This window comes from Candidatus Ornithobacterium hominis, assembly GCF_951229915.1.
Classification (GTDB): domain Bacteria; phylum Bacteroidota; class Bacteroidia; order Flavobacteriales; family Weeksellaceae; genus Ornithobacterium; species Ornithobacterium hominis.
The window spans coordinates 1,381,451-1,407,397 of record NZ_OX579588.1; the positions used below are offsets into that span (position 1 = coordinate 1,381,451).

General features: G+C 31.6%; 37 protein-coding genes and 1 pseudogene. 23 read left to right on the forward strand and 15 right to left on the reverse strand.

Annotation, left to right across the window (positions count from 1 at the left end):
• Window positions 1–82: 82 nt before the first annotated feature.
• The 4 genes from QOX03_RS06460 to lnt all read right to left on the reverse strand — a co-directional run bounded on the left by QOX03_RS06460 (window position 83) and on the right by lnt (window position 2,469).
• A complete protein-coding gene (locus tag QOX03_RS06460; RefSeq protein WP_119058296.1) occupies window positions 83–232 on the reverse strand; it encodes a DUF4295 domain-containing protein in 150 nt (49 codons plus the stop codon).
• Between the two features lie 8 nt (window positions 233–240).
• Window positions 241–423 (reverse strand): 50S ribosomal protein L33, encoded by a 183-nt coding sequence (gene rpmG, locus QOX03_RS06465; RefSeq protein WP_119058295.1) that lies wholly within the window; start codon window positions 421–423, stop codon window positions 241–243.
• A gap of 11 nt (window positions 424–434) precedes the next feature.
• Window positions 435–671, reverse strand: coding sequence for a 50S ribosomal protein L28 (gene rpmB / locus QOX03_RS06470; RefSeq protein ID WP_119058294.1), 237 nt, complete (start codon window positions 669–671; stop codon window positions 435–437).
• 136 nt (window positions 672–807) lie between these two features.
• Window positions 808–2,469 carry an apolipoprotein N-acyltransferase gene (gene lnt / locus QOX03_RS06475; RefSeq protein ID WP_283670497.1) on the reverse strand — a complete coding sequence of 554 codons (1,662 nt, stop codon included), beginning with the start codon at window positions 2,467–2,469 and terminating at the stop codon, window positions 808–810.
• Between the two features lie 167 nt (window positions 2,470–2,636).
• On the opposite strand from lnt, the gene QOX03_RS06480 reads away from it, so the two are divergent.
• Genes QOX03_RS06480 through QOX03_RS06490 form a run of 3 tightly spaced genes read left to right on the forward strand, consistent with a single transcriptional unit; the run spans window position 2,637 to window position 5,006 of the window.
• On the forward strand, window positions 2,637–3,344 hold the full coding sequence (locus tag QOX03_RS06480; RefSeq protein WP_283670498.1) for a CDP-alcohol phosphatidyltransferase family protein: 708 nt from the start codon (window positions 2,637–2,639) through the stop codon (window positions 3,342–3,344).
• Complete coding sequence (locus QOX03_RS06485; RefSeq protein WP_283670499.1) at window positions 3,322–4,095, forward strand: 3'-5' exonuclease; 774 nt, start codon at window positions 3,322–3,324, stop codon at window positions 4,093–4,095. The genes QOX03_RS06480 and QOX03_RS06485 overlap by 23 nt, the downstream gene beginning before the upstream one ends.
• On the forward strand, window positions 4,092–5,006 hold the full coding sequence (locus QOX03_RS06490; protein WP_119059599.1) for a dimethylarginine dimethylaminohydrolase family protein: 915 nt from the start codon (window positions 4,092–4,094) through the stop codon (window positions 5,004–5,006). Before QOX03_RS06485 ends, QOX03_RS06490 begins: the two co-directional genes overlap by 4 nt.
• A gap of 87 nt (window positions 5,007–5,093) precedes the next feature.
• On the opposite strand, the gene QOX03_RS06495 is transcribed toward QOX03_RS06490, so the two are convergent.
• The 3 genes from QOX03_RS06495 to QOX03_RS06505 form a co-directional block, all read right to left on the reverse strand.
• Window positions 5,094–6,374 (reverse strand): Glu/Leu/Phe/Val family dehydrogenase, encoded by a 1,281-nt coding sequence (locus QOX03_RS06495; protein WP_283670500.1) that lies wholly within the window; start codon window positions 6,372–6,374, stop codon window positions 5,094–5,096.
• Between the two features lie 158 nt (window positions 6,375–6,532).
• Window positions 6,533–7,204 (reverse strand): response regulator transcription factor, encoded by a 672-nt coding sequence (locus QOX03_RS06500; protein ID WP_283670501.1) that lies wholly within the window; start codon window positions 7,202–7,204, stop codon window positions 6,533–6,535.
• A 5-nt stretch (window positions 7,205–7,209) separates the two neighbouring features.
• The gene (locus QOX03_RS06505) at window positions 7,210–8,565 is read right to left on the reverse strand and encodes a sensor histidine kinase (protein WP_133298021.1); all 1,356 of its coding nucleotides are present in this window, start codon (window positions 8,563–8,565) and stop codon (window positions 7,210–7,212) included.
• 187 nt (window positions 8,566–8,752) lie between these two features.
• Between QOX03_RS06505 and QOX03_RS06510 the strand changes: the two genes are divergently transcribed.
• The 9 genes and pseudogenes from QOX03_RS06510 (at window position 8,753) to QOX03_RS06545 (ending at window position 12,152) form a co-directional block, all read left to right on the forward strand.
• Window positions 8,753–8,893, forward strand: a complete 141-nt coding sequence (locus tag QOX03_RS06510; RefSeq protein ID WP_165846443.1) for a hypothetical protein — start codon at window positions 8,753–8,755, stop codon at window positions 8,891–8,893.
• A 12-nt stretch (window positions 8,894–8,905) separates the two neighbouring features.
• Window positions 8,906–9,076, forward strand: a complete 171-nt coding sequence (locus QOX03_RS06515) for a hypothetical protein (RefSeq protein WP_165846442.1) — start codon at window positions 8,906–8,908, stop codon at window positions 9,074–9,076.
• Between the two features lie 31 nt (window positions 9,077–9,107).
• The gene (locus QOX03_RS06520; protein WP_119059595.1) at window positions 9,108–9,290 is read left to right on the forward strand and encodes a class IIb bacteriocin, lactobin A/cerein 7B family; all 183 of its coding nucleotides are present in this window, start codon (window positions 9,108–9,110) and stop codon (window positions 9,288–9,290) included.
• A 21-nt stretch (window positions 9,291–9,311) separates the two neighbouring features.
• Window positions 9,312–9,470 (forward strand): class IIb bacteriocin, lactobin A/cerein 7B family, encoded by a 159-nt coding sequence (locus QOX03_RS06525; protein ID WP_283670502.1) that lies wholly within the window; start codon window positions 9,312–9,314, stop codon window positions 9,468–9,470.
• A 272-nt stretch (window positions 9,471–9,742) separates the two neighbouring features.
• A pseudogene (locus QOX03_RS09500) lies at window positions 9,743–9,883 on the forward strand (hypothetical protein); the annotation flags it as partial.
• A 116-nt stretch (window positions 9,884–9,999) separates the two neighbouring features.
• Complete coding sequence (locus QOX03_RS06530; protein WP_119059593.1) at window positions 10,000–10,152, forward strand: bacteriocin; 153 nt, start codon at window positions 10,000–10,002, stop codon at window positions 10,150–10,152.
• 168 nt (window positions 10,153–10,320) lie between these two features.
• Window positions 10,321–10,455: a hypothetical protein gene (locus QOX03_RS06535; RefSeq protein WP_262512703.1), complete on the forward strand. Its 135-nt coding sequence runs from the start codon at window positions 10,321–10,323 to the stop codon at window positions 10,453–10,455.
• 11 nt (window positions 10,456–10,466) lie between these two features.
• Window positions 10,467–10,604 (forward strand): hypothetical protein, encoded by a 138-nt coding sequence (locus QOX03_RS06540; protein WP_165846441.1) that lies wholly within the window; start codon window positions 10,467–10,469, stop codon window positions 10,602–10,604.
• Between the two features lie 1,311 nt (window positions 10,605–11,915).
• The gene (locus tag QOX03_RS06545) at window positions 11,916–12,152 is read left to right on the forward strand and encodes a helix-turn-helix domain-containing protein (RefSeq protein WP_119059591.1); all 237 of its coding nucleotides are present in this window, start codon (window positions 11,916–11,918) and stop codon (window positions 12,150–12,152) included.
• Window positions 12,153–12,298: 146 nt separating this feature from the next.
• On the opposite strand, the gene QOX03_RS06550 is transcribed toward QOX03_RS06545, so the two are convergent.
• Genes QOX03_RS06550 through QOX03_RS06560 form a run of 3 tightly spaced genes read right to left on the reverse strand, consistent with a single transcriptional unit; the run spans window position 12,299 to window position 13,322 of the window.
• A complete protein-coding gene (locus QOX03_RS06550; protein WP_283670503.1) occupies window positions 12,299–12,991 on the reverse strand; it encodes a CPBP family glutamic-type intramembrane protease in 693 nt (230 codons plus the stop codon).
• Window positions 12,992–13,047: 56 nt separating this feature from the next.
• Window positions 13,048–13,182: a hypothetical protein gene (locus QOX03_RS06555; RefSeq protein ID WP_262512702.1), complete on the reverse strand. Its 135-nt coding sequence runs from the start codon at window positions 13,180–13,182 to the stop codon at window positions 13,048–13,050.
• Window positions 13,183–13,193: 11 nt separating this feature from the next.
• A complete protein-coding gene (locus QOX03_RS06560) occupies window positions 13,194–13,322 on the reverse strand; it encodes a hypothetical protein (RefSeq protein WP_262512701.1) in 129 nt (42 codons plus the stop codon).
• A gap of 255 nt (window positions 13,323–13,577) precedes the next feature.
• Here QOX03_RS06560 and QOX03_RS06565 point away from each other — a divergent pair, with 255 nt between their 5' ends.
• The 10 genes from QOX03_RS06565 to QOX03_RS06610 all read left to right on the forward strand — a co-directional run bounded on the left by QOX03_RS06565 (window position 13,578) and on the right by QOX03_RS06610 (window position 21,907).
• Complete coding sequence (locus tag QOX03_RS06565; RefSeq protein ID WP_283670504.1) at window positions 13,578–14,660, forward strand: HlyD family secretion protein; 1,083 nt, start codon at window positions 13,578–13,580, stop codon at window positions 14,658–14,660.
• A 2-nt stretch (window positions 14,661–14,662) separates the two neighbouring features.
• Window positions 14,663–16,822, forward strand: a complete 2,160-nt coding sequence (locus QOX03_RS06570) for a peptidase domain-containing ABC transporter (protein ID WP_283670505.1) — start codon at window positions 14,663–14,665, stop codon at window positions 16,820–16,822.
• A gap of 24 nt (window positions 16,823–16,846) precedes the next feature.
• Window positions 16,847–17,143, forward strand: a complete 297-nt coding sequence (locus tag QOX03_RS06575; protein ID WP_119059588.1) for a hypothetical protein — start codon at window positions 16,847–16,849, stop codon at window positions 17,141–17,143.
• A gap of 4 nt (window positions 17,144–17,147) precedes the next feature.
• Window positions 17,148–18,467, forward strand: a complete 1,320-nt coding sequence (locus tag QOX03_RS06580) for a TolC family protein (RefSeq protein ID WP_119059587.1) — start codon at window positions 17,148–17,150, stop codon at window positions 18,465–18,467.
• Window positions 18,468–18,476: 9 nt separating this feature from the next.
• A complete protein-coding gene (locus QOX03_RS06585) occupies window positions 18,477–18,941 on the forward strand; it encodes a cysteine peptidase family C39 domain-containing protein (RefSeq protein ID WP_119059586.1) in 465 nt (154 codons plus the stop codon).
• Complete coding sequence (locus QOX03_RS06590) at window positions 18,942–19,370, forward strand: hypothetical protein (protein WP_283670506.1); 429 nt, start codon at window positions 18,942–18,944, stop codon at window positions 19,368–19,370.
• On the forward strand, window positions 19,367–20,245 hold the full coding sequence (locus QOX03_RS06595) for an IS3 family transposase (protein WP_289623544.1): 879 nt from the start codon (window positions 19,367–19,369) through the stop codon (window positions 20,243–20,245). Before QOX03_RS06590 ends, QOX03_RS06595 begins: the two co-directional genes overlap by 4 nt.
• Window positions 20,246–20,603: 358 nt before the next feature.
• Entirely contained in the window at window positions 20,604–20,729 is a 126-nt protein-coding gene (locus QOX03_RS06600) for a hypothetical protein (protein WP_283670508.1), read from the forward strand.
• Window positions 20,730–21,048: 319 nt separating this feature from the next.
• Window positions 21,049–21,384: a PH domain-containing protein gene (locus QOX03_RS06605; RefSeq protein ID WP_491893175.1), complete on the forward strand. Its 336-nt coding sequence runs from the start codon at window positions 21,049–21,051 to the stop codon at window positions 21,382–21,384.
• Between the two features lie 10 nt (window positions 21,385–21,394).
• Window positions 21,395–21,907: a hypothetical protein gene (locus QOX03_RS06610; protein ID WP_283670510.1), complete on the forward strand. Its 513-nt coding sequence runs from the start codon at window positions 21,395–21,397 to the stop codon at window positions 21,905–21,907.
• Window positions 21,908–21,969: 62 nt separating this feature from the next.
• On the opposite strand, the gene QOX03_RS06615 is transcribed toward QOX03_RS06610, so the two are convergent.
• Both QOX03_RS06615 and QOX03_RS06620 read right to left on the reverse strand, forming a co-directional pair.
• The gene (locus QOX03_RS06615) at window positions 21,970–22,251 is read right to left on the reverse strand and encodes a topoisomerase C-terminal repeat-containing protein (RefSeq protein WP_283670511.1); all 282 of its coding nucleotides are present in this window, start codon (window positions 22,249–22,251) and stop codon (window positions 21,970–21,972) included.
• Window positions 22,217–22,510, reverse strand: a complete 294-nt coding sequence (locus tag QOX03_RS06620) for a helix-turn-helix domain-containing protein (RefSeq protein WP_283670512.1) — start codon at window positions 22,508–22,510, stop codon at window positions 22,217–22,219. The genes QOX03_RS06615 and QOX03_RS06620 overlap by 35 nt, the downstream gene beginning before the upstream one ends.
• A 69-nt stretch (window positions 22,511–22,579) precedes the next feature.
• Between QOX03_RS06620 and QOX03_RS06625 the strand changes: the two genes are divergently transcribed.
• Window positions 22,580–22,711 carry a hypothetical protein gene (locus tag QOX03_RS06625; RefSeq protein WP_262512698.1) on the forward strand — a complete coding sequence of 44 codons (132 nt, stop codon included), beginning with the start codon at window positions 22,580–22,582 and terminating at the stop codon, window positions 22,709–22,711.
• A gap of 283 nt (window positions 22,712–22,994) precedes the next feature.
• Here the strand turns inward: QOX03_RS06625 and sufB are convergent, their stop codons facing one another.
• The 3 genes from sufB to trpS form a co-directional block, all read right to left on the reverse strand.
• Window positions 22,995–24,446, reverse strand: coding sequence for a Fe-S cluster assembly protein SufB (sufB, locus tag QOX03_RS06630; protein WP_283670513.1), 1,452 nt, complete (start codon window positions 24,444–24,446; stop codon window positions 22,995–22,997).
• A gap of 59 nt (window positions 24,447–24,505) precedes the next feature.
• On the reverse strand, window positions 24,506–24,835 hold the full coding sequence (locus tag QOX03_RS06635) for a HesB/IscA family protein (protein ID WP_119058287.1): 330 nt from the start codon (window positions 24,833–24,835) through the stop codon (window positions 24,506–24,508).
• Window positions 24,836–24,953: 118 nt separating this feature from the next.
• The gene (trpS, locus tag QOX03_RS06640; protein WP_283670514.1) at window positions 24,954–25,937 is read right to left on the reverse strand and encodes a tryptophan--tRNA ligase; all 984 of its coding nucleotides are present in this window, start codon (window positions 25,935–25,937) and stop codon (window positions 24,954–24,956) included.
• Window positions 25,938–25,947: the final 10 nt, after the last annotated feature.

A 25,947-nucleotide genomic window follows, 5' to 3' on the forward strand; every position in this document is an offset into this window, starting at 1 on the left:
ATCTAAATTGCTAAGTAGAAAGTATAAAAATAAAAAGTCGTTGCAAATTATGCAACGACTTTTTTAAATATGTCTTTCAAAATCATTTTTTTAAGAAACTATCTACATCATCAGCGCCTAAAACCTTCTCTTCAAATACATAAGCGCCAGACTTTGGCGATTTTACCATTTTGATTACTTTGGTTAATTTTTTTGACCCTGTTTGTAAAGTCGCAACTGTTTTCTTTGCCATAACTAAATTTATTTAATTTCTTTATGCACCGTATATTTCTTCAAGATAGGATTAAATTTCTTCAATTCTAATCTATCTGGTGTATTTTTTTTATTCTTTGTTGTAATATATCTTGATATTCCTTTTGCTCCACTGTCTTTGTGTTCAGTGCATTCTAATATTACCTGTACTCTATTGCCTTTTTTCGCCATAACTTTAAATATTATTTAATAAGCCCTTCTTTTTTTGAACGCTCTAAAGCTTCTTCTATTCCGATTTTATTAATCGTTTTCAAACCTTGAGCACAAACATTTAACGTTACCCACTTATCTTCTGAAGGTACATAAAATCTCTTTTTCATTAAGTTGATATGAAACCTTCTTTTGGTTTTATTATTCGCATGAGATACATGGTTTCCCACCATCGCTTTCTTTCCTGTAATTTGACAAACTCGTGACATATTCTTTTTCGTTTAAAACGGAGTGCAAATTAACGATAAATATTTGAGTTACACAAATACTTTTTTAATTATTTATTTTTCTATTCCACTTAACTTCCTCTCTTTGTTCAAAAGTCAATAAGCCATTTCTGGCTTTTTATTTCGATTTACCATGATTTAATCTTTTCCCTATTAAATATAAAAGGTCATAACCCAATAAAATACCTAAAAACAACAAGACTACCCGGGCTATAGCATCGCCAAAGGTACTATAATATGTATTATTTTCGTTTAATTTAACTTTTCCAGCTAAAGCCCCTGCTGAATCGTAATCTAGCTGGTGGGCGATATCGCCTCGCTGATTGATAATGGCGGAAACGCCGCTGTTTGCCGCACGCACCACGTATCTTCTATTTTCTATCGCGCGCAGTTTGGCATACGCTAGCAACTGGCGATGCCCTTGGCTATTGCCCCACCAAGAATCATTGGTAGATACGCTGATTAAATTCGCTCCTTCTTTCACAAATTTCGAAACAAATTCTCCAAAAATTGATTCATAGCAAACCAGCGGAGCAATTTTTGCTTTGTTCTTAGAATTCTCAAAAACTTCAGGCGAATTTTGCGTCGTCAGAGAATAAACTCCTCCTCCAAAATTTAACATCACATTACCCAGCAAAGGTTTTAAAAAAGCTGAATACGGAAAAAGCTCTACGCCCACCACCAATTTTGACTTTTTATAAACGGGGTATTCATTCGCTCCATTTTCTATCTGCAAAACAGCATTGCTCGGGTTAGCCCAAGCATCATTCCTTAACGGAATGCTTCGCTCATTGGGTTGATTTTTCTGATGGTGAAATTTAGTCATATCAACTCCAGCCAAAATAACTTTTTGTGGATTTTGACTCAAAAACACCTCAAACATCTGTACACCTAAATTTTGAGCAATGGCATCGTAATCTATACTCCCCTTGCCTGGGAAAGATGTCTCTGGCGTGATGAGGATGCTTGCAGGTTTCAAATCTTCTTTTTCCATCAGCGAAATCATCTGCCCTACTATTTCAGCTTCAGGCAAATTGTATTTCTCTGTGTACGGATTAAGTTTTGGCTGAATCAAGCCTACATATTCCTCCGCTCCTTTTTCTTTGTAATTTTGATAAATTAATAAAGAAATCAATAACGGGAAAGCTATTGCCAAAAATGAAACTAAACCAAAAACAAGAGATCGTCTCCTCTGGTGATTGAGAAAAAAATGAAGGCTTAGAAAAATTAAAATATTAACACATAAAACCCAAAACGTCCCACCAAAACTCCCCGTATACTCATACCATTGAATCCACTGATGGTATGTCGCAAAACCATTACCTAAATTCAACCATGGCCAAGCAAAATCCCAATTGAGGTGCATTTTTTCTAACCCAAACCATGCACAAATGAAAAATAAATAACCATAAAAGTTCCCGTGCCTTTGCCTAATTTTATGATAATACAAAAACGCCAAACTCATCAATAGCGTGTTCACAACACTGGCAAACCCAAAGGCAAACCAAGCCTGCCCTAGTTCTGCCTGGGTTGGGTTTTCTTGTGGATGTGCTTTACTTAGCCAGAAATAAGTGAAAAAATTCCAAATGAAAAAAGCGATAAATGAAAGTGTGAAAATTTTCCAAGCCTTATTTTTTATTTCTTTGATGATGCTAAATTGGTCTTCAATCAAAAGCAATGGCACAAAAGAAAAAAAAAGAAAAATCGGAAACCCGTACGTAGGCCACGACACGACAAACAATAAACCTGAAATCAGACTCAGTAGATAGGCTCTATACATTTTTTTTAAGGCTTAAAAAATTTTTGATAAAATTAATGAATTACTTAGATCCAAAGCAATTTTTATAGAATTTTAAGAGGCTTCTCTAATTTCATGAGTTTACATTAAGCTTTATATTCAAAAAAATTATACGTTTTATTTATTCAATTCCACTATATTCGTAAGCTATGAAATTTCGTCAACATATCCCAAACTCCATCACTCTAGGAAATTTAATTTTCGGGTGCTTAGCCATTTATTTTTTATTGGTTTATCAGCAACCTCAGCAAGCTTTTTGGTTCATTTATTTAGCTTTAATCGGCGATTTTTTAGATGGATGGATTGCTCGGAAATTAGGCGTTTCTTCTTCACTTGGCAAGGATTTAGACAGCTTGGCGGATGGCGTCACTTTTGGTGTATTCCCTTCTTTTTTAATTTTGCACTGCTTCACAAAATTCTCTGATTTTGAAGGCTTTAAATTTATAAGTTTAGCCATTGCAGCGGCAAGTATTTATCGTTTAGCGAATTTCAACCAAGCTGGCACACCCAAAGATTATTTTCTTGGCTTAGCCACACCTGCCAATACATTTTTCGCTATCGGGATTTTCTATTGGTGCAGCTCCGCATCGTTTAGCCCATTGGTTAACGGAATTATTTTAATCATCTATAGTTCACTTTCTTGGTTCTTACTAAACGCCAAAATCCCTTTATTTTCATTTAAAAATTTAAAGAAACCTTTTTTTTACAATGTTCATATTTTGATTTTCTTTTTTCTAAGCCTTATTATTTTTCTTTTTTTACGAGAATTAGCCATAGCTCCTATCATTATTATTTATATTTTGTTATCTTTAACTTTAAAAAAATATTTTATCTATGCGAAAACTAAACCTGAATAAACCTCTTTGCTTTTTTGATTTAGAAACAACGGGAGTCAATGTAAGTAAAGATAAAATTGTAGAAATTTCAATTCTAAAAGTTTTCCCTTCAGGTAATCAAGAAAGTTACACCTGGCTGGTCAATCCAAGGATTCCTATCCCAGCAGAAACCACCGCCATTCATGGCATCTCAGATGAAGATGTGGCAGATCAGCCTGACTTTAAAACCTTGGCTCCACGCATAGTCGAACTACTGAAAGACAGTGACATTGCAGGATTTAACAGTAATCGCTTTGATATTCCACTGCTGGCGGAGGAACTTTTACGCGCCGAGCAAGATTTGGATTTGAAGAAATGCCGACCAGTCGATGTGCAAGTGATTTTTCATAAGATGGAACCTCGCACGCTCTCTGCGGCTTATTCTTTCTATTGCCATAAAGAATTAGAGAACGCCCACTCTGCCGAGGCAGATACTAGAGCAACCTATGAAATCCTAAAAGCTCAAATCGAAAAATATGAAGGCTTAGAAAATGATTTAAAATTTCTAAGTGATTTTTCTCAACATTACAAAATGGCTGATTTTGCAGGATTCATTGGTTATGATAAAGATGGTGATGAAATTTTTAATTTTGGGAAATATAAAAATAAAAAAGTGAAAAAAGTTTTTCAAGAAGATAGAGGTTATTTCAGCTGGATTCAAAATGCTGATTTCCCTTTATATACCAAAAAAGTCTTTACAGGAATTCAACTTCAACAACTCAGCAATTCATGATTTTAAATATAAAAAATGAAACCTCTAGGCTCAAAGCTGTAGTCTTGGGAAATCCGTATAGTATGGGGCAAAAACCTGAGCTGAAAGAAACTTTTGATGCGAAGTCTTTTTATAGCGTTTTAAATGATGACTACCCTACACAACAGGCTGTGATAGAGGAAATGAAAGTCTTTGAAAATGTACTAAAAAAACATGGCGTGCAAGTTTTCAGACCCTATGAAATCGAAAATTACAATCAAATTTATGCACGAGATATTGCTTTTGTGATTGACGAAAAACTCATCATTGCTAATCTCATTGAAGATAGAAAAAAAGAATTAGAGGCATTTGAACAAATTTTCAACTCCGTGAGTGAGAATAAAATCATTCGAGTAGCTGAAGATGAACACATTGAGGGTGGAGATGTAATTTTGTGGAATGAATTCATGTTTGTCGGAACATACAAAAAACCTGATTATCCTCATTACAAAACGGCTCGTACTAATGCTAAGGCCATTCAGATGTTAAAAACAAAATTTCCCGATAAATGGGTGATTGACATGGAATTGCATAAAAACGACAGCGACCCATATGCTGGTGTTTTGCACTTAGATTGTTGCTTCCAGCCAGTAGGCAAAGACAAAGCAATCATTTACAAAGATGCATTTATCAACCCTCGAAACTATGAAACACTCATCGACCTTTTTGGGAGAAAAAACATATTTGAAATCACAAAAGACGAGTTCTTTTACATGACTCCCAATATTTTTTCCATTGCTCCAGATGTGGTCGTTTCAGAGGAAAACTTCACACGACTCAATCGTCATATGCGAGATGAATGGGGAATTCAAGTAGAGGAAATTCCGTATCAGAATATTTCTAAAATGGGTGGACTTTTACGCTGTTCTACAATGCCTTTAATTAGAGAATGATTTTTTTTAAGCCTTAAAAAAATTATTATAAAAAAGAGGATTAACTAATGTTTAATCCTCTTTTTTATGTTTAAAATAAAAATATATTTACGGAAAGACTCCTCTTTCTTTATAAACTCTTTCTATTCTTTCCAGAGCAACAATATAAGCAGCTGTTCGGTAATCTGTTTCATATTTTTTTGCTGTTTTCTCTACTTTATCATAAGCTGTTAAAATTTTATCTTCCAATTGACTTAGGACTTCATCAATTTTCCATATTTCAGCTCTTTTATTTTGCAACCATTCAAAATATGAACCAATTACTCCTCCACTATTGCAGAGAATATCAGGAATGATAGTGATACCTTTCTCCAGCAAAATTTCTTCAGCTGCACTATCAGTCGGGCCATTAGCTCCTTCTGCTATTAGCTGAGCTTTGATGTGTTGTGCATTATCTACCGTGATTTGATTCCCTAGTGCGGCGGGGATAACGATATCGCAATCTAAACCAAAAAAATCTTCATCTTTGATTTTTTCAGCTTGAGAATAGGCATTTATACTATTTTGATTTTCTTTGCTATGTGCAGCTAAACTTTCTGGGTCGATTCCATCAGTATTAAAAATCGTGCCGCTGTGGTCTTGCACAGCAATCAATTTTGCACCAGTTTCGTGCATGAAATGTGCTGCCCAATAGCCTACATTTCCAAAGCCTTGCACTATATATTTTTTACCTTTTAAGTCTACACCATTACTCTCAGCCCATTTTTTGATGCTCGTTACGACTCCAAATCCAGTGGCTCTGTCTCTCCCCTCTAATCCACCAGAGGAAACAGGTTTCCCAGTCACTACATGAAGGTTTTTAAAACGTATTGCTGGTGCTTTACTACTTGCATACGTATCTGCAATCCAGGCCATAATTTGTGCATTGGTATTCACATCTGGTGCAGGAATATCATAATCTGGGCCAATATTTTCACCCAACGCATAGGTGAATCTTCTTGTAATTCTCTCTAATTCAGAATCAGAATATTCTTTAGGGTCAATTTGAATCCCTCCTTTCCCGCCCCCGTAGGGTAAACCAGCCAAAGCTGTTTTCCATGTCATCCAAGTAGCTAAAGCTTTTGCTGCATCTATATCTACCGTTGGGTGGTAGCGGAGACCTCCTTTATAGGGCCCTAGTGCATTGTTGTGCTGCACACGGTAACCAGTAAAAACCTTTACACTTCCATCATCCATTTTCACTGGGAAATGAACGATAATTTCATTTTGTGTGGTGGCTAGAATTTCTCTAACGCCAGGATCTAAATTCATTTTATCCGCAGCTTTATTAAACTCGTGCATCACATTCTCATACATTCCTGTACGTGTTTTTTCTGTAGCTCGACTCATTGTAACTATTTTCTTTTCTTCAAGTAAATATACAATTATTCTTTATTATATAAAAACAAAATGATTTATTTTCTTACGAAATATGAAATCAAAAAGTTATTTTTTTTATCAATCTACATGCTCTATTTTTTACGAAGTTTATTTTAAAAAATAACTCATTACATAGGAGTATCTTCTAATACATACCCTTTATTCTTTATAGTTGAGATTATAAGTCCTTTATCAGATATTTTTTTTCTTAAAGAGCTTATAACATTCCTTAAAGATTCTTCCATAGAAGTATCTCCCCAAACTTTTTCTAAAATATCATATAAATCTATTCCTTGTGAAAGATAAGTTGCTAAATATTGTAATACAAGAGTCTCTTTCTCTGATAAATTATCTCTTCTATCCCCTTGTATAATACATCTTTTATCTGTATTGAATATACAATGATTAAATTTGAATATTTCTTGAATAGTCTTTTTGTTGTCCAAAGCTAAAATATGAGCTTCTATTTCTTCTATAGAAACAGGCTTTTTTAGGAAAAAATTACAACCTATTTCAAACCCTTCTACGACATCTTTTGGAGATTTGCTTTCTCCACTCATAAAAATAATAGGAGTATTTTTATCTATGATTCTGATATTCCTAGCTACATCTTTTCCGTCTATTTCTTCATCTAAATTGATATCTAGAAAAATAATATCAGGAAGACTAGTTTTGTATAACTCTAATGCGCCACTTCCTGTATTTGTAGTGAAAACTTCATATTCTTCTTGTTCAAAATGCCATTTCAAAACATAAGAAAAATCTTCATTATTTTCTGCAATAAGTATTTTTTTCATCATATAAATTAGTTTAATATGGGTGTTTGTATAGTAAAGACAGAGCCTTTATTATAAACACTATTTACTGATACCTTTCCTTTATGTATTTTGCAAACCCACTTTACATAACTTAGTCCGAGTCCAAATCCGTAGCCTTTTTGCTGGACTCTGAAAAATTTATCAAAAATTAATTCTATATTTTCAGGCTTAATGCCTATTCCATTATCTTCTATAATTATATTAAGTTGTTCAGAATCATTGAATACCTTAATATTTATTTCAATATTTTCTTTAGAATATTTTATGGCATTTTCTACCACATTTTTTATAGCATTAGGAAAATGTACAGGATCTAATAAGAATTCTTCTTGAGCTAAATCAAAAGAAACATTAAATTTTATAGGTTTATTACTATATGTTAGTGATAAATTTGAGACAATATCATTTACTATATTTTTTATGTTGCTAAGTTTTAACTGTGCAGAATATTCTAAATCATCGGAGTAAGTTTTTTCAAGAATAGACTCTATGGATAGATTAATGGCTTGTAAATTGTTTTTAATTTTTAAAATAGCTTCATTTCTCCTTTCTTCAGAATTAGAAAAATATGGATTTAGTAGAATTTCAGTTAGAGAAAGGGCTCCTTGTAGAGGATGTTTTAGTTCATGGGTCATACTATCCACAAAGTCTTGACGGATTTTTTCTATTTTTTTCTGTCTAATGATGATTTTCAACTGATAGACAAAAGAAATAGCAACAATAATGAAGATAATAAAGGAAACTACCAAATACCATATCATTTTCCCAAATATAACTTTATGAGTATCCTTAAAAGAAGCTTGAACTTCTCTATTTATATCAAACTCTATTCGAGAGGAGTGATGGTCAAAATTTTGAGATTTGAAATTTTTACTTTGCTCAAGGATATTCTTTTTTTCAACAGGATATACAGTAAGTCCAAAAGGAATATCAAGTTCTGATTTCATAAGATTTTTTCTTAAAAAGTTTTCTAAAGAAGTAAGATCTAAATCATACTTCTCATCTGCAATAGTCATTCCTATTACCTTATTCATTGCATCATCAATTGTAAGTTTTCCAGTATAGTCATATTTGTAGTCTTTTTCCTCTCTAATATTTTTCTCGTTTTTTAAACTTTTGATTTGAAATTTTAAATCCTTAGTATAGTTCTCGTGTAATACCCGATCTCTATACTCTTCCATGGATAAAGAAAAAGCATCATTAATATTTCTTTCTATAATCGTAGACATATTATTATAAATAGAAAACAGCGATATTATTTGTAAAAATAAAATGGAGGCTATTCCTCCTACTGTAACCCACTTAAAAAATAAAGTTTTTTGATATATTTTTTTATTATCCAACACTATGATAATTTATGTAAAAATATAGAAAAAAATTATATGTGACATAAAATCATAAAAATGTTATTATATGAAAATTACACAAGTATAGTATATAATGTTTTTACATGTTCGTATTATGTTGAGATTATATGAAAAAGAAGAAAGCAGTATTAGATTTGCAATGTCAAAAACGAACAAATAAAAAATGAAAGAACTAACACAACAAGAATTATTAGAAATTTATGGAGGTGATGGAGGTAAAAATCGAGGAATAAAAGTAGGGGATATAATTATTAAGAGAAATAGCTTCACCAGGTCAATAAACAAAAAAGGAATAATAAATTAAATAAGTAAAAAAATGGAATTAAAACAATTAACAAAAGAAAAAAAGAGTGTTATGAGAAATTTAACAAAAGAGGAACTTATAAAAGTTCAAGGAGGAGATTCAGGAATGTCTATCTCCGTAAAAGATGATGGAGACGGGGAAGGCTGTATCACAGATCCATTTAAAATTATATTTAAAAGATAAATAAAGTTTAACCAATTAAAATTTTTGAAAAATGAAATTAGAAAAATTAAATTTGACAGAGCTTGATGCTCAAGAAGTAAGAAGTGTAGAGGGTGGATTTGTACCTCTAGTAATATTTGGTATCTCTATTTCAGCTAAAGCTGTTGCAGCAGCAGGTGTGGCGGCTTTTGGTGCAGGAGTAGGATTAGGAGCAGCAGCATATTTAGCTGATTAATAAAAAATTAATAATTAGAAAATGGAAAATATTAAAACATTATCTTATCAAGAAATGCAAGAAATAGAAGGAGGAATAGCACCTTTTATAATTGCAGGAGCATATATAGCAGGATCTTTTGTAGCAAGACTTACTGTTGGTGCAGTATCTGCTCATATAGTGTATGAGTTATCACATTAATTTTTAATCTTAACTTCAAATATCTACTAAGAGTAGATGTTGAAGTTATAATTATATACATATTATTTATAATGGAAAAGAAACAGCTTTTGAAAGTATGTGTATACACTTTCTACATAGGAGTTTTGTTAGGAGCATTTATATATCTTTATGCTATTAAAGATTAATATATAACAATTGGAACTCTATCTTTAAAAAAAAGAAAACCAAAATATTAATTAGTATGAGTTTGAAAAATGAAATTAGAGAAATGAAATTTAGTAGAGCTTAATGCTCAAGAAGTAAAAAGTGTAGAGGGGGGATTAGTTCCTATAGCAATTGGAGCTATTATTAAGGGAATTGGCATTGGGTTCGGAGCGGCTGCAGCCGTTTATGGAGCAATAGCATTAGGAAAAGAGATAGCATCGGAATAGGATGAAAAAAATTAAAATATCAGATTTATATAGAGGTATTAAAAAAGGCTTTTTATTTACATTACTGATATATATTATTATGATGATAATAAAAAAAATAAGTTGATTATTTAAAAATGAAAAATTTAACAGAGAAAGAACATATAGAAGTTCAAGGAGGAGTAATTCCAGTTATATATGCAGGATATGCTATTGGTGCAATGTTATGTAGTTCTACAGTAGCAATAGGAATGGCTATTAAACATAATTTAAAACCAATGTGGAAGTAGATATATATTAGGGGGAGTAAAAAAATAAAGATTATTAAGTAAATTAAAAGTAGAAGAACTAAAAAGTACTAATGGTGGATTTATTATTAGTCCAGTAAAGTATTTACAACCAATCTTGGATTATTTAACAAAAATTAAAATATCATAGTATAACAAAAAAAATCAAAAATGAAAGTAGCACATTTACAATTAGAAGAGTTAAGCTCTATGGAATTATTAGTGATAGAGGGAGGAAAGAAAAATCCTATTATCGATCATATTAGTAGGTTTTTCAAAGGATTTATGGACGGATTATTAAATTAAAATAATATTTTATGAATACATTAGATTTAACAATAGAAGAATTAATGACTATTGAAGGGGGATGTGATAAGTGTGAAGGAGTAGGAAAAAAAATAGGGAGATTTGTTAGAGAGGTAATAATTGATACAATAGAAGATTGGTTTAATTAATAATAAGAGACTTATATTTTAGTAAATATAAGTCTCAATTTATAGTAGCGATGAAAGAATTTATACGATTTATATTTACAGGAGAAGTATTACAACAAGACTCTAGTTTTTTAAGAAATATGTTGGAGGTCTTATTGGGATATGGTAAGGTAATGTTTATCTATTTGTTAATAGTTGCATTAGGTGTCTTAATATTTAATATAACATCTAGTACTAGTACAGCAATGGTTAGACATAACGATACGAATTTCTATTATAGAATACTTTTGATATGTATTATTGTTCCAATTATAGAAGAATTCGCATTTAGATTAATATTGAATGTTAATAAAATAAATATAATTGTAGGGGGATTATCGTTGATATTTTGTATAGGAACATTTATTAACTCTTATATAAATACCAATAAATATGTACTAATGGCAATAATCCTATGTATAGGAATTTATGTTATACTCAGTAATTATGAAAGTATAGTTTTTTTTATAGTAAGAAATAAATTTGTAATAATACATTTTTTAACAATATTGTTTTGCTTATTTCATTATAAAAACCATAATTTCAATAGTGATTTATTAGGAATATTACTACTTATGTTTATGACTTTATTGTTAGGGTATTATTTTACTTTTGTTAGATTAAAGTTTGGCTTTGCTTATAGTGTAATGATACACATTATTCATAACACCTTGATATCGTTACCTTTTATTATAAATAATATTATAAAAATGAGATAAAATGAAAAGAAAATATTATGTATATATTGTTTTATTGTTAATGGGAATAGTTTTTCATCAGCATATAATAAATTTTTTTGTAGGGTTTTATGATGGATTAAGAGAATAAGAATTATGAAACAATTAACAAAAAAGGAGTTAAGTATTATTACAGGGGGTGAAATTTCCCCAAAAAACGGGACCAATTGGTATGCCTTTAAAAATAATAAGTTTTTTTGGGGAAATACTAGAAAATATTGGGAATGACCCTTATGTAGGATAAAAAATTAAAAATATATTTAGAATCATGAATGTTGTAGAACATTCAAAAGTAGAATTAGAGCCTATTAGTGGAGGAAAAATGTCTCCTAAATCTTTTTGGATAGGAGTAGGAATGTCTGCTATAAGTCCTGTACTAGGAATAGTATATTATGCAAGTTCTTAAAAATTAAATTATTTATTATGCTAGTAGTAATTCTCCTTATAATAGGAGAAATAGCGAAGTCTGTAGGTCGCTGTCTAAATTATAAATAAAATATCAATAGTACCGAAATTTTTTCGGTACTATTAAGTATTAGGAATTTATTAAAATGATATGAAAATAAACTATAACATTATAAGAAAAACAAGACGCCAAAAGGATTTATCCCAACAATATATGGCGTATATTTTACAAATTTCTCAAGCACAGTATTCTAAATTAGAAACAGGAAAAGCTATCTGGGATGTAGATAAGTTAGGAGAGATATTAGATGTTTTAGATCTTAATTTTTTAGAAGTCGTAAAACTTTCTGAAAAACAAGAATTTTTGATGAGAAAAGTAGGTCACTAAATAGGAAATATTAGGGTTAATTATTCTTAAAAACTACTAAGAAGCATAAGTATATTTCTAAAATAAAGACTAATATGATCATAGTGTATTTATATATTATTTTTTATTCATAGAAAATATAACTGAAAAAATCCATGTATTATATCTTATCTAATAAAATTTTTAATAATATAAGGTAAAGAAAATAGAGTATTATGAAAACAATGAATAATAATAGAATATCCAAACCCAAATTTCATTCGTACGAAAGATAAATAATATGCAAAAAACAAAGCAGAAACAAGGGGTATAAAGCTTGTAACAGGGCTTTCTTTCACTTTGTAACTATCATAATGAAATAAACAAAAACATAAAGATAATAAATGAAAGAACAAAAGGTAATTATTTTCTACTATACGTATAATGGATTTTTGTTTCAAGCATAGAAAAAAACAACTAATAATAATAATTATAATATGTGTAATATATTTGTAATTATTCCAATTTATTAAATCCCTTATTATTGTAGAAGTAAATAAACTGAAAAAAGATAATCCTATAATTATGTTAATTGGATTATTATTTAAAGGAAGTCTAAATGCTATTTCTTCAAGAATAGGATAAATTAAACATACAATTAATATTCTTATATGTATATTTATATGATTTAATCTTCCAACTGCAGCGGATGGTGTTTTTGTTGTATCAATCTCAGAAAAATAAGCAAAAATAGCCAGAGATAGTATGTATATAGATAAAAAAATAAAATATCCTAAAATTACATTGCCTATATTTTTTACAAAACTATATTCTTGGAGTATTACTCGTCCACTAGTTAAAAAATTAAAGAATTCTTTCATCCTATTTAGTTTAATGAATAGTAAAAGGCTAAGAATCTTAGCCTTTTACTCTGAAGTTAAAAAAGCTTATCAATGATGTACTCCTGAATAAGTCTTCCCACAATTTTTCCTACTTTTCTACAAGTATCGCATCCTCCTTCAATGGCTATAAGCTCTTCATAATTTAATTCTGTTAATGTATTTGTATTCATAAATATTTAATTTAAAGTTTTAATCCATCATAAATACCTTTAAGGAACTCTTTTATATGGCTCAATAATCCTTTTCCACCTTCAATAGTTAATAATTCTTCAGAGGTAAGTTCTGTCAAATTCAATTTTTCTAATTTCATTTTTAAAAATTTGATTAATAATTCATTTAAACAAAATTTTTGTGTACACTTATTTTTTGTTGGGACAAAAATGGAAATAATATTTTATAAAATCCATTCCTATTAGAATATTTTATTCCAATAGGAATATTTCATTTATGTTGATGATTATCAGTAATATATTTTTTTATATATACTCGTTATATTGGCATTATATGACTTAGAGAAGGTGTATTCTAAATTTGCACAAGAAAAAAGAAGTAAAAGCATTATAAAATGATCAAAAATAAAATTTATTTAAGTGTATTGATATTTATAATAGGTATTTTTGTTGCTTTACCATTGATAAAAATTCCCGTATCTACATCAGCAAGAGGAGTGGTAAGATCTGCCCAAGAGAATGTTCCTATTACAGTAATGGTAGGAGGCAGAGTAATTAAAAGTAAATTAGAAAAAAATAATCAAAATATAAATAAAGGGGATACGCTCTTAGTAATTACAGCAGAGCAGTTAAATACCCAGAAAGAACTGCATCAAAACCAGAGCGCAGATTATCAAGCTCAATTATCAGATTTAGCAAAAATCTCTTCTGGAAACTTCACAGGCTTACAGACGGGACAATATCAGAGAGAAGTAAGTGCAATGCAAGAGAAAATTGCCCAAATACAGACAGAACTATCATTAGCAAAAAAAGAATTAGATAGAGCATCATTATTATATAATCAAGGGGTGCTTCCTCGTGCAGATTATGATAAAGTCTACTATAATTACAAAGGACTACAAAACCAAGTTGCTAATATTAAGGAACAACAAATTGCCCAGTGGCAGGTTCAAAAGAGAGAAACAGAGAGGCAGTTAAGATCATTGGGGTCAGAGATACAAAGAATAAATCAAGAACAGAAAAACTATGTGATAATAGCTCATTCATCAGGAAGATTGATCAATTTCACAGGAATTCAAAAAGGAAGTTTCTTAACCCAAGGGCAAGTATTAGGAGAAATATCCCCAGAGCAAAATCTTACCATAGAATGCTCCGTATTGCCCAAAGATATAGGATTTATACATAAAGGGCAAGAAGTTAAATTTCAAGTTGATACTTATAACTATAATCAATGGGGGCTACTTACAGGAAAGGTTGTAGATATAGACCAAAATCTTACTATCAATTCTCAAACAGGAGAGGCTTTTTTTAGAGTTCGTTGTGTAATGGATAATAATTATTTGGAGTTAAAGAATGGTTATAAAGGTAATATAGGAAAAGGAATGACCTTAACAGGGCGTTTCCATCTTATAGATAGAACCCTATGGCAGCTTTTATTTGATAGAGTAGATGATTGGTTTAATCCTAATTTTAAATAAAAATGAAAAGAGGCACACTAATAAAACAGCATGATATAAAGGATTGTGGAGCAGCATGTTTGGCTTCTGTTGGGGCTTACTATGGGAATAAAATGCCTATTGCTAAAATTCGACAAATATGCCATACTGATACTCGTGGAACAAATGTTTTAGGAATGATTCAGGGCTTAGAAGCAATGGGCTTTAATGCCAAAGGAGTCAAGGGAGATATAGAAGCATTGTCAAATATTCCATTACCAGCCATTGCACATATTATTGTTAATGGTCAGTTACATCATTTTGTTGTGATTTATAAATTAAGTAAGGGGAAAGTTACAGTAATGGACCCTGCTTATGGTAAGTTAGAAGAATATTCAGAAGAAGATTTTACTAAAATATGGACAGGAGTATTGGTGATTTTAGAAAAAAATGAATATTTTGAACAAAAAGATGAGAGAACAAGTGTTTATGCTCGTTTCTGGAATTTAGTAAAACCTCACAAGAGTATCTTATTTCAAGCACTATTAGGAGCAGTTATTTATACTGTTTTAGGGCTTTCTACTTCTATTTATATTGAAAAAATCACAGATTATGTTCTTATAGATGGAAATAGGAGATTACTAAATCTTCTTTCCATAGGAATGATAATTATTCTATTATTCCAAATATTTATAAGTTCAATGAAATCCATATTGGTTCTGCAGACAGGGCAAAAAATGGACAAACATTTAATTTTGGGCTATTATAAGCATTTATTAAAGTTGCCTCAACGCTTCTTTGATACGATGAGAGTAGGAGAAATTATATCTCGTGTAAATGATGCTGTTAAGATTAGATCTTTTATAAACGATGTAGCAATCCAAATTTTTGTGAATGTATTCATTGTCTTTTTTTCTTTTGCTTTGATGTTCACTTATTATTGGAAGTTGGCATTAATTATTGCTTTGGTTATTCCGTTTTACCTTTTAGTTTATTGGATTACTAACAAATTGAATAAGAAAGTAGAACGCCAATTAATGGAAGAAGGAGCAGATTTGGAGGCTCATTTGGTGGAATCGCTAAACTCGGTAAGAACCATTAAGCAATTTGGAGTAGAGACATTTGCTAATAATAAAACCGATAATACATTTTCAAAACTATTAAAAACGATTTATAAATCGGTGTTAAATGCCTTATTTTCGGGCAATTCATCAGAGTTTTTATCAAGAATATTTACGATTGTTTTGCTTTGGGCAGGTGCAGGGTATGTGATTGATAGGGAAATCACCCCAGGGGAATTATTATCATTTTATGCTTTAATAGGCTATTTTACCAGTCCAGTGGCTCAACTTATAGGAATGAATAAAACAGTTCAGAATGCATTGATTGCCGCAGACCGATTATTTGAAATTATGGATTTGGAAAGGGAAGAAACAACAGATAAACTAGAATTGACAGCGGATGGTATAGGAAATATTCAGTTTAAAGATGTTCATTTTAGTTATGGCAGCAGAGTAGATGTATTTGAAGGTTTCAATTGTGAAATAGAAAAAGGAAAAACAACAGCTATTGTTGGTGAGAGTGGTTCAGGTAAAACAACATTAGCTTCACTCATACAGAACTTATACAGCCTTAAAAAAGGGAAAATAATGATAGGAAATTATGACATACAATATATTTCTAATCAATCATTAAGAACAATGGTTTCGGTGGTTCCTCAACAGATAGATTTATTTTCAGGAAATGTAATTGATAATATTGCATTGGGAGAGGATATTCCTAACATGCAGAGGATAATAGATATTACTAAAAAACTTGGAATTTTAGAATTTATTGAAAAACTGCCTAATGGTTTTCAGACATATTTAGGAGAAAATGGCTCTCAGCTTTCAGGAGGACAAAAACAGAGAATAGCTATAGCAAGAGCTTTATACAAAAACCCAGAAGTCTTGATTTTGGATGAGGCAACATCAGCATTAGATACAGAATCAGAACAGATTATACAAAGAACTTTAGACGAGTTTAAAGCACAAGGAAAAACAATGATTGTTATAGCTCATAGATTAAGCACAATAGCCCATTCTGATACTATATTGGTAATGAAAGAGGGAAAAGTAATAGAGCAAGGAAGTCATAAAGAACTATTAGCAAAAGATTCTGTATACAAAAGAATGTGGGAGAAACAAAGTGTATCGTTGAGTTAAATGAAAAACAGATTAAATCATATCATGAAAATAAAATATATCGTATTAATTGTAATCGTTGTAGCTGTTTCATTTATAGATTATTCTTATTATCAGTCTAATAAAAATAACGATAAATACATGGAATATGAAAAACAAGCCCAAAATGATATAAAAAACAATAAAAAGAAATATTATCATTTCGGTTTTGTTCCTATGAATAAGCAGAATGATTTATACGATGTGCTTAATAAAAATAATGTTCAGATCATCAATATGGACTATGCTGCTATTCCAGAATTGGTTCATTATAATGATGTGATACTGAGTAGTATAAAATAAAAATATGAAACTTTATAAATATATTTTCCCTATTTTTTTCTTTTCTTTTTCTGTGGCCAATGCCCAAAAAAAATGGACATTGCAGGAGTGTATACATTATGCTTTTGAGCATAATCTGCACATCAAGCAGAGCAGACTAGAAAAAACCAATCAGGAAAATAATCTAAAAACGGCTAAAAAAGAGCGTATTCCGAGCGTTTCGGCAACGGTGAGCAATATGGCTAGTTTTGGGCAAAATCAAGATGTTTTCGGTAATCACCGAAGAAATGATAATTTTAATAATTCTGTGAATATTGGCGCAAATATTACCCTTTACAACGGAAGCCGACTCGAAAAACAAATTCAAAAATCTCAGTACGAAGTAGAAGCCAGCGCCTATGATTTGGAAAGGATAAAAAGCGATATTTCCCTTCAGATAGCCCAGCAGTATTTAAATATTTTGCTGAATAGAGAAGTGGAAAACATCAATAAATCCGCCTATGAAAACGCACAAAAAGTCTATGAAAAAGCGGAAATAACCACTAGAGTAGGAACCACCGCCCAAACGGTTTTAGCGGAAGCAAACGCCTCTATGGCAAGGGAATACCAGAATATGAAATCAGCAGAAGTAAATACCAAAAATGCACTGTTTTCATTGGCTTTACTGCTTCAGTTGGAGGATTATAAAAACTTCGATGTAGCGGGCTGGGATGTGGCAGAAAATGTAGAAAAAACGGATTTTTCGGTAAGTGAGATTTTGGAAAAGGCTTACAGCTGGCATCCGCAGATAAAGGGAGCAGAAGCTAGAATAAAAGCCTCTGAAATGCAGACAAAAATAGCAAATACGGGGTTCCTTCCATCCATTACAGCCAGTGCGGGCGTTGGGACATTTTATTTCAATTCGTTTAATAATGATGGAGGCAGGAATTTCGGTCAGCAGTATAAGGATAATTTTGGTCAGCAAATAGGACTTACTGTGAACATTCCTATTTTTAACAAAGGAATTACAAAAATACAAGTAGAACAAGCCAAAATAAATGAAGATATAGCTAAAAATAACCTGCAGCAGCAGAAACAAGAGCTTTTACAGAATATCCAAAAAGCAGAATACACGGCAGAAAATAACTTTGAAGTTTATAAATCGGCGGTGGAAGCAGAGAAAAGCTCAAAACTTGCGCTGGATTTCATGGAAAAGAGCTATCAGGCAGGGAGATCATCTATCTACGACCTAAATACAGCGAGAAACAATTATGTAAATGCCCAAGGTTCGGCAGCACAGGCGAAATACAATTATTTATACCAAGTCAAGCTGTTGGAGTTTTATGCAAAAGGAGCAATAAATTAGAAAAAACAAATGAAAGAGACAGGGAGTGATTTATTTGAACAGAAATGTTTGAGAAACATAATAGAATATTTTGATGATATAGACTCATGGGAAATAGCAAAAAAAATGTATGCCGTATTAGAAGAAAAAGGGCCAATATTTAGAATAAAAACGATACTAGAAGCATTAGATTATAATGTTTCAGGAAAGACAATGATAATGGATGATTTAATCAATATAAATCCAACACCATGTGTTATTTATTATAATGATAGTGAAGACCAAGGTTATTTTTTAATTTTAGAACAGATTCAAAAAAAGGAAGAATGTTATGAATTTCTTTTAAAACATCCAGAAGATGGGCATATGATTTTGACAGAGCAAAAATTTTCAGAAGCGTGGTGCTATATCAGACATAATAAGAAATGTAAGGGTTTTTTATTTATTTTGGAAATGTCTAGTCCTAAAAAAGCGTTACATAAAAACGTTAAATAAATGAAAGACAAGACAAATTACGTAAAGCGTACACAAAAGGATTATTCACTAAGTTTCAAACATCAAGTAGTATTTGAGGTAGAAAGTGGACTAGAGAGCACAAGATCTGTTCAGAGGAAGTATGGCATTCAAGCAAGGTCTACAGTTGTGAGTTGGCTCAGAAAATATGGTACCTTTGACTGGGAAAACCAAACAATAAGTAAGATGTCAAAATCTGCGGAAGCCAAAATCAAAGAATTAGAATCCAAGATAAAGTTGCTTGAGAAGCAAAAGAATCGTTTACAGAAAGAAGTAGAAGTCTCTTCAGACAAAGCAGCCATTTTCGATTTAATGATAGAGCTAGCTGAAAAAGAGTACAATATCGATATAAGAAAAAACTCATCACCCGAGTTGTTGACACCTACGCAACGCATCAACAAAAAAGCATAAGTTATAGTTGCGAACTTCTCGGGAAGTCAAGACAAGTGTATTATAGAAGAGCAAAAGCAATTAAATCCAAACAAAACAGAGCCATGCAAGTAGTGTTAATGGTAGAAGATATAAGGCATAAATTACCCAAAATTGGCACACGTAAACTTTACCATATGCTAAAAGAGAAGTTACGAGAAATAGGAGTTGGACCAGATAAGTTGTTTGATATTCTTAGAGCCAATCATATGCTGATAGAACCCAAAAAAAGTTATCACATCACGACCAACTCATATCATAGATTTAAAAAACATAAAAACTTAATAGAGAACGTTGTTCCATCTGAGCCAAAACAGCAATGGGTAAGTGATATCACATATATTGGCAAGCGAGAAAATCCTTTCTATCTCGCTTTAGTAACAGATGCTTACTCTAAGAAAATTGTAGGATTTGATGTTTCTGACAGTTTAGATGTTCAAAGTAGTTTAGCTGCGTTGAAAAAAGCAATAAAATGCAGAAAGAAAAACAATAAACAACCTTTAATTCATCACTCGGACAGAGGATTACAATATTGTAGTACAGATTACCAATGCTTGCTAAATGAAAATAATATTTTATGTAGTATGACAGAAAGTTACGATCCTTATGTTAATGCTGTAGCAGAACGAGTAAATGGCATATTAAAGCAAGAATTTATGATTGATAGGTATGGAAATAATTTACATGATAAAATTCAATTAGTTAATGATGCTATTGATAAATACAACAATCTAAGACCTCATTATTCCTGTCATTACTTAACACCACAGCAAATGCACAAACAGAATAAAATTAAAATCAAAACATATAAAAAAATTGATGCTGAAAAGCTAGCTTTTCAGCATCAATTAAATTAAATATCTTTGTAATATTAATTGTAACGCTTTTTTAGGACGCTACACTATATAATTTTGTGATGTTCTAAAAAGATTTAGAATATAAGGGATAAGCTTTTAGCTTGAAAAAGGAGCGTTTAATACGCTTCTTTATATATAGTTCTTTTAATAATTTTTTAGATATTCTTCAATCCTTCTTTCAATATCTTCTTTTAATCCACGTTTGCGATTCAAAAGAGATTTATTTTACCATATTTTCGTTAACAAATGTAGATACAGCAGAGGAACAAAAAATGCTCTTCCAAAATTTAAGTCTAAAAAAATTAGATTTTATAGTCAGAATTTTACTAATTTTACACGCTTTTTTAAAACTTATTTCATGGAAAAATTGTTAGATTATCATCCTGCTTCTCTAGCTTTTCTAGCAGCGCTATTCACTTGGTTTGTTGCAGCCTTAGGTGCTGCTATGGTTTTTTTCTTTAGAAAAATAAATCAAAAATTTTAGTCAAGTTGGTTGCTAAATATGGTGGCGTATCAACTAATACGAAATCATAGTCTATTGTGGCGAATTCGCCATAATTAAAATTTGTGGTGTGTTTATGTTAAACATATCACATTTTTAATTAAATTTGAAGAAACTATGAGGAATTTATTTCAAGAAATAAATGTAATTGAGAATAGAGAACCTGAAGAAGTTATTTACGAAACTAGACTTCACTGGATAAGCTTTTTGCCCTATATTGTAGGTATGTTATTTACCTAGTCTATTCGCATTCGTAATTATAATTTTTACTTATGTAAGTAAAGGAGTTAAATACGAAGATATTCACTCTTTTGACTTTGTCGGGCTATTTGCTTCTGGTATATTTTCTTTACTGTTTTTATTTTTACTCTATAAATATTTTCTACTTAAAAGTATAAAAGTTCAGGTGCTTAAAAATAGTCTAACCTTACGTTCAGGAGTAGTAGCACAAGAAGTGAACGATATTCTATTAAGTAAGTATGAAGGATTTCATTTACATCAAAGTGCGATGGGTAAATGGCTTGGGTATGGAATATTTAGAGTTACAACAGGAGGAGCTTATCAAGCTTATAAAATCAAAGACCCCATGGGGCTAAGGAATACTGTAATGAATCAAATTAATGAAATAAATAAATAAAAGATACGCTATGAAAAAAACATTGAAATTGGTAGCATTTTGTTTAATGCTTGGAACTAGCTTTACCGCTATTACTTCGTGTAACAATGATGACGGAATAGAAGAAGTTGTAAAGAATAAATATACTTATTCTCCTCCTGCATGGATCCATGGAGAATGGAAAATTGTTACTAGTGATGAGGAAGAAGATGATAGTTACGGTTTAGCATTTAATGAGAAAGACATTTTCTATATTAACAAGGTTGATATAGACAATAAATTCTGTCGTGCTCTTTTTAGTGGTATTGTGTCTCAAGAGGATAAAAATGCAGAAAAAATAGATAATAAAAACAAGACATATCAGATTTCTCGGAGGGACAATGAAATTATAATTAAATTTGAGTTTCATTTAAATGAAAATGGAATTTTAGAATTTCAAATAGAGTATCCGACGCTTGAAGTAGAAGGGAACATTATTCATAAAAAAGAGAAAAGAACTTATAAACGATCCGAGAAACCATTTAATATAAAGTATCTTTCTTAGAATTTAATTTCAAGATATTTATCCCACGGAAACGTGGGATAAATATCTTAAAATTTTATACTCTATTTATTAAAATCAAATTCAATTTTAAATTCATTATTAAGTTTTAACCTAGCGTCAAAACTTTTGCCTGCTTTAGATTTGAAACCTTTCAATAATCTTGTTTCTTTTTTGCTAATTAAATCTTGAATTACTAATTCAGATATTTTTTTTCCTGCAATGGTTTTCCATATTGTAAAATCACAACCTTTTTTCCAATTTGTACAACCAAACGATTTTTTGCCTTCTAAAATATTTCCATTACCACATTTAGGACATTTTCCAAGGGTTTTTCTTTTCAGCAACTTTTAGAGCTTTGCTTGCACAGTCTTCACCTGCTATTTCGTACGCAATTTTGTCGCTGATATATTGTACTAAAAGCTCATCTTTATCGAGCTTTAAAATTTCAGCGAGTTTTTCCAACATTTCTCTGGTTGGTTTTCGATCGTTTCGCTCAATTTTGCTCAAAATGGCTTGGTCAATATCGACATAAGCAGAGACTTGCCTTAATAGCAGACCAAGCTCTTGTCTTTTGTTTCGTAAAATTTGTCCGATTGTTTCCATTTGAAGATTTTGACTTGACAATAAGTGTCAAATATAGTCTGTCAAATTTTGGCAAACAAATAATTCCGATTGAATTTTTCCGAGCGTTGGCAAGAAACAGCTCTTTTAGTTTTTCAGCGTTGGATTTTGCGTTGGGAAAAACTAAATGTGCTGTTTGTGTGGCTGGATTTTGTAGTTACTAAATTAGTTTCTATTGAGTAACAATGAAAGATGAAATTTTACGCAAATTACTGAAATATAACCTCTTTAATGAAAAACTTTCTATACAAATCAAGTAACTGATAAGTAACTCAACTTTGTCATTTGAGGTCAAATCTCAGTAAATCACAGTCTGCAAGTTAAAGGTAAATAAACAATTAATCTCTTATTTTACAACTAATTATGATTTTTTTCATAATTTTGCTTTTTGACTAAATGTTTATTTTAATTTTTTTAAGGCTTTAGAAAAAACACTATCATTCAATTTGACTTGGTGTAAATGTTTTTAGCCTACACTTCCTTCTAAGCTTATTTCTAACAATTTTTGTGCTTCTACCGCAAATTCCATCGGAAGTTTATTCAGAACTTCTTTGCTAAATCCATTGACAATCAGAGCTATGGCTTTTTCCTCGTCAATCCCTCGCTGATTACAATAGAAAATTTGATCTTCGCCAATTTTAGACGTCGTCGCTTCATGTTCTAGCTGTGCCGTATCATTATTAATTTCGATATAAGGAAATGTGTGAGCCCCACATTTATTCCCCATTAGCAAGGAATCGCATTGCGAGAAATTTCTAGCATTTTGAGCGTTTTTTCCCACTTTTACCAATCCACGATAGCTGTTTTGTGAAAATCCAGCTGAAATTCCTTTAGATATAATGGTAGAACGTGTGTTCTTCCCTAGATGAATCATCTTTGTTCCTGTATCAGCTTGTTGATAATTATTAGTTACCGCAATAGAATAAAATTCGCCCACAGCATCATCGCCTTTCAAGATACAACTCGGGTACTTCCACGTAACGGCGGATCCTGTTTCTACTTGTGTCCAGGAAACCTTTGCTTTTTTCTCTACCAAAGCGCGTTTGGTTACAAAATTATACACGCCGCCTTTCCCATCTTTCCCGCCAGGGAACCAGTTTTGAACGGTTGAATATTTTATTTCTGCATTGTCTAACGCAATTAATTCTACTACAGCGGCATGTAGCTGATTCTCATCACGTTGAGGAGCGGTACAGCCTTCTAAATAAGAAACATAAGAGCCTTCATCTGCAATCACCAAGGTTCGTTCAAATTGTCCTGTGCCAGCTTGGTTAATTCTAAAATAGGTCGAGAGTTCCATGGGGCAACGTACGCCTTTAGGAATGTAACAGAATGACCCGTCACTGAAAACCGCTGAATTCAAAGCAGCATAGAAATTATCCCCTCTCGGAACTACTTTCCCTATGTATTTTTTGACTAAATCAGGGTGTTCTTGAATCGCTTCCGAAATCGACATAAATATGATGCCTTTTTCAGCTAAAGTTTCCCTGAAAGTTGTTTTTACCGAAACAGAATCTATAACAGCATCTACCGCAACGCCCGTCAATCGTTTTTGCTCTTCTAATGAAATCCCCAGTTTTTCAAAAGTCTTAAGCAACTCTGGATCGACTTCGTCTAGCGAATTCAGTTGAGGTTTCTTTTTGGGTGCTGCATAATAGCGTAAACTCTGAAAATCAGGTTTTTCATAATTCACATTTGCCCAATCGGGTTCTTCCATTTCCTCCCATATTTTATAGGCTTGTAAACGCCATTCGGTCATCCATTTTGGTTCGTTTTTCTTCTTAGAAATTGCTTTTACGATTTCCTCGCTCAGCCCGAATGGAAAATCCTCATATTCTATATCCGTACTCCAACCAAATTCATAATCCTTTCCTGATTCGAGTTCTACACGCAAATCATCTTCTGTATATTTACTCATTTTTTCTATTTTTTTAAGCCTTATTTTTTTTAAAACTTAATGATTGTAGTGAATTTATTTTAAACAGCAAAACTTTCACCACAGCCGCAAGTTCTACTCGCATTTGGGTTATTAAAAACAAAACCTCTCCCATTCAAGCCTCCTGAGTATTCTAAGGTAGTCCCCACTAGGTATAGAAAAGATTTTTTATCCACCAATATTTTTACTTGATTATCTTCAAATAATTTATCATTTTCTTTTTGCTGAGAATCAAAAACCAAATTGTAAGACAAACCCGAGCAACCTCCGCTGGTGACTCCGACGCGTACAAAACTGTCTTCAAACGTTTTGTTCTCTTCTGCTAAAAGTTCTTTTATTTTCTTCCGAGCTGAATCAGAAACTTTTATCATTTAAATTCATTTTTATGCAAATCTATAAAAAAGATTATAGACATTTTATTAAATAAAATGATAAAATATCGATACCTCTATTCATTATTTTTATAATTAGATTATTTTTTAAGGCTTATTATTTTTTTTTTAGATTTAGTCCTAATTTTTCTCGAACTCGATTTAAGGTAGCATCGGCAATTTCATTCGCTCGTTCTGCTCCCAAACGCAAAGCTTCATCAATGATGCTTTTATCTTCCATCAAGCTTGTAAATTTTTCTCTTGCTTCTGCAAACTCTTCTTTTATCAGCTCAAATAATTCTTGCTTGGCATGCCCATAGCCGTAATTTCCTGCTTCGTATTTTTTCTTCATTTCTTCTATCGCCTGCGGGGAAGCTAAAGTTTTGTAAATAGAAAAGACATGACAGGAAGACCAATCTTTAGGTTCTTCGAGCGGTGTACTATCTGTTTCGATAGACATTACTTGTTTTCTCAAAGCCTTATCTGACAAAAAAACATTGATAAAGTTACCGCGAGATTTACTCATTTTTTGTCCATCGGTACCAGGAATGTACATCGTATTTTCATTCGTCTTTCCCTCTGGTATCACAAAAGTTTCACCCATTTGGTGATTAAATCGCTGTGCCACATCTCTTGTGATTTCTAAATGCTGCATTTGATCTTTGCCCACAGGAACGATTTCTGCATCATAAATCAAAATGTCCGCTGCCATCAAAATCGGGTAAGTGAACAGCCCGCCATTTACATCGTCTAGTCGGTTTGCTTTGTCTTTGAAAGAATGCGCTAAAGTCAAACGCTGAAATGGGAAAAAGTTTAATAAATACCAAGTAAGTTCTGTAACTTGCGGCACGTCTGATTGTCTATAAAAAACGGTTTTCTCGGGGTTTAAACCTAATGCCAACCAAGCTGCTGCTGTTTGATAAGTGTTTTCCTTTAATTTCTCAGCATCTTTTATTTGTGTGAGTGAATGCAAATCTGCGATAAAGAGAAAGCTTTCGCTTTCAGATTGATTCGCCATTTGTATAGCGGGTAAAATAGCTCCTAAAATATTACCAAAATGTGGCGTTCCTGTCGATTGAACACCAGTTAAAACTCTACTCATAAAAAATTTT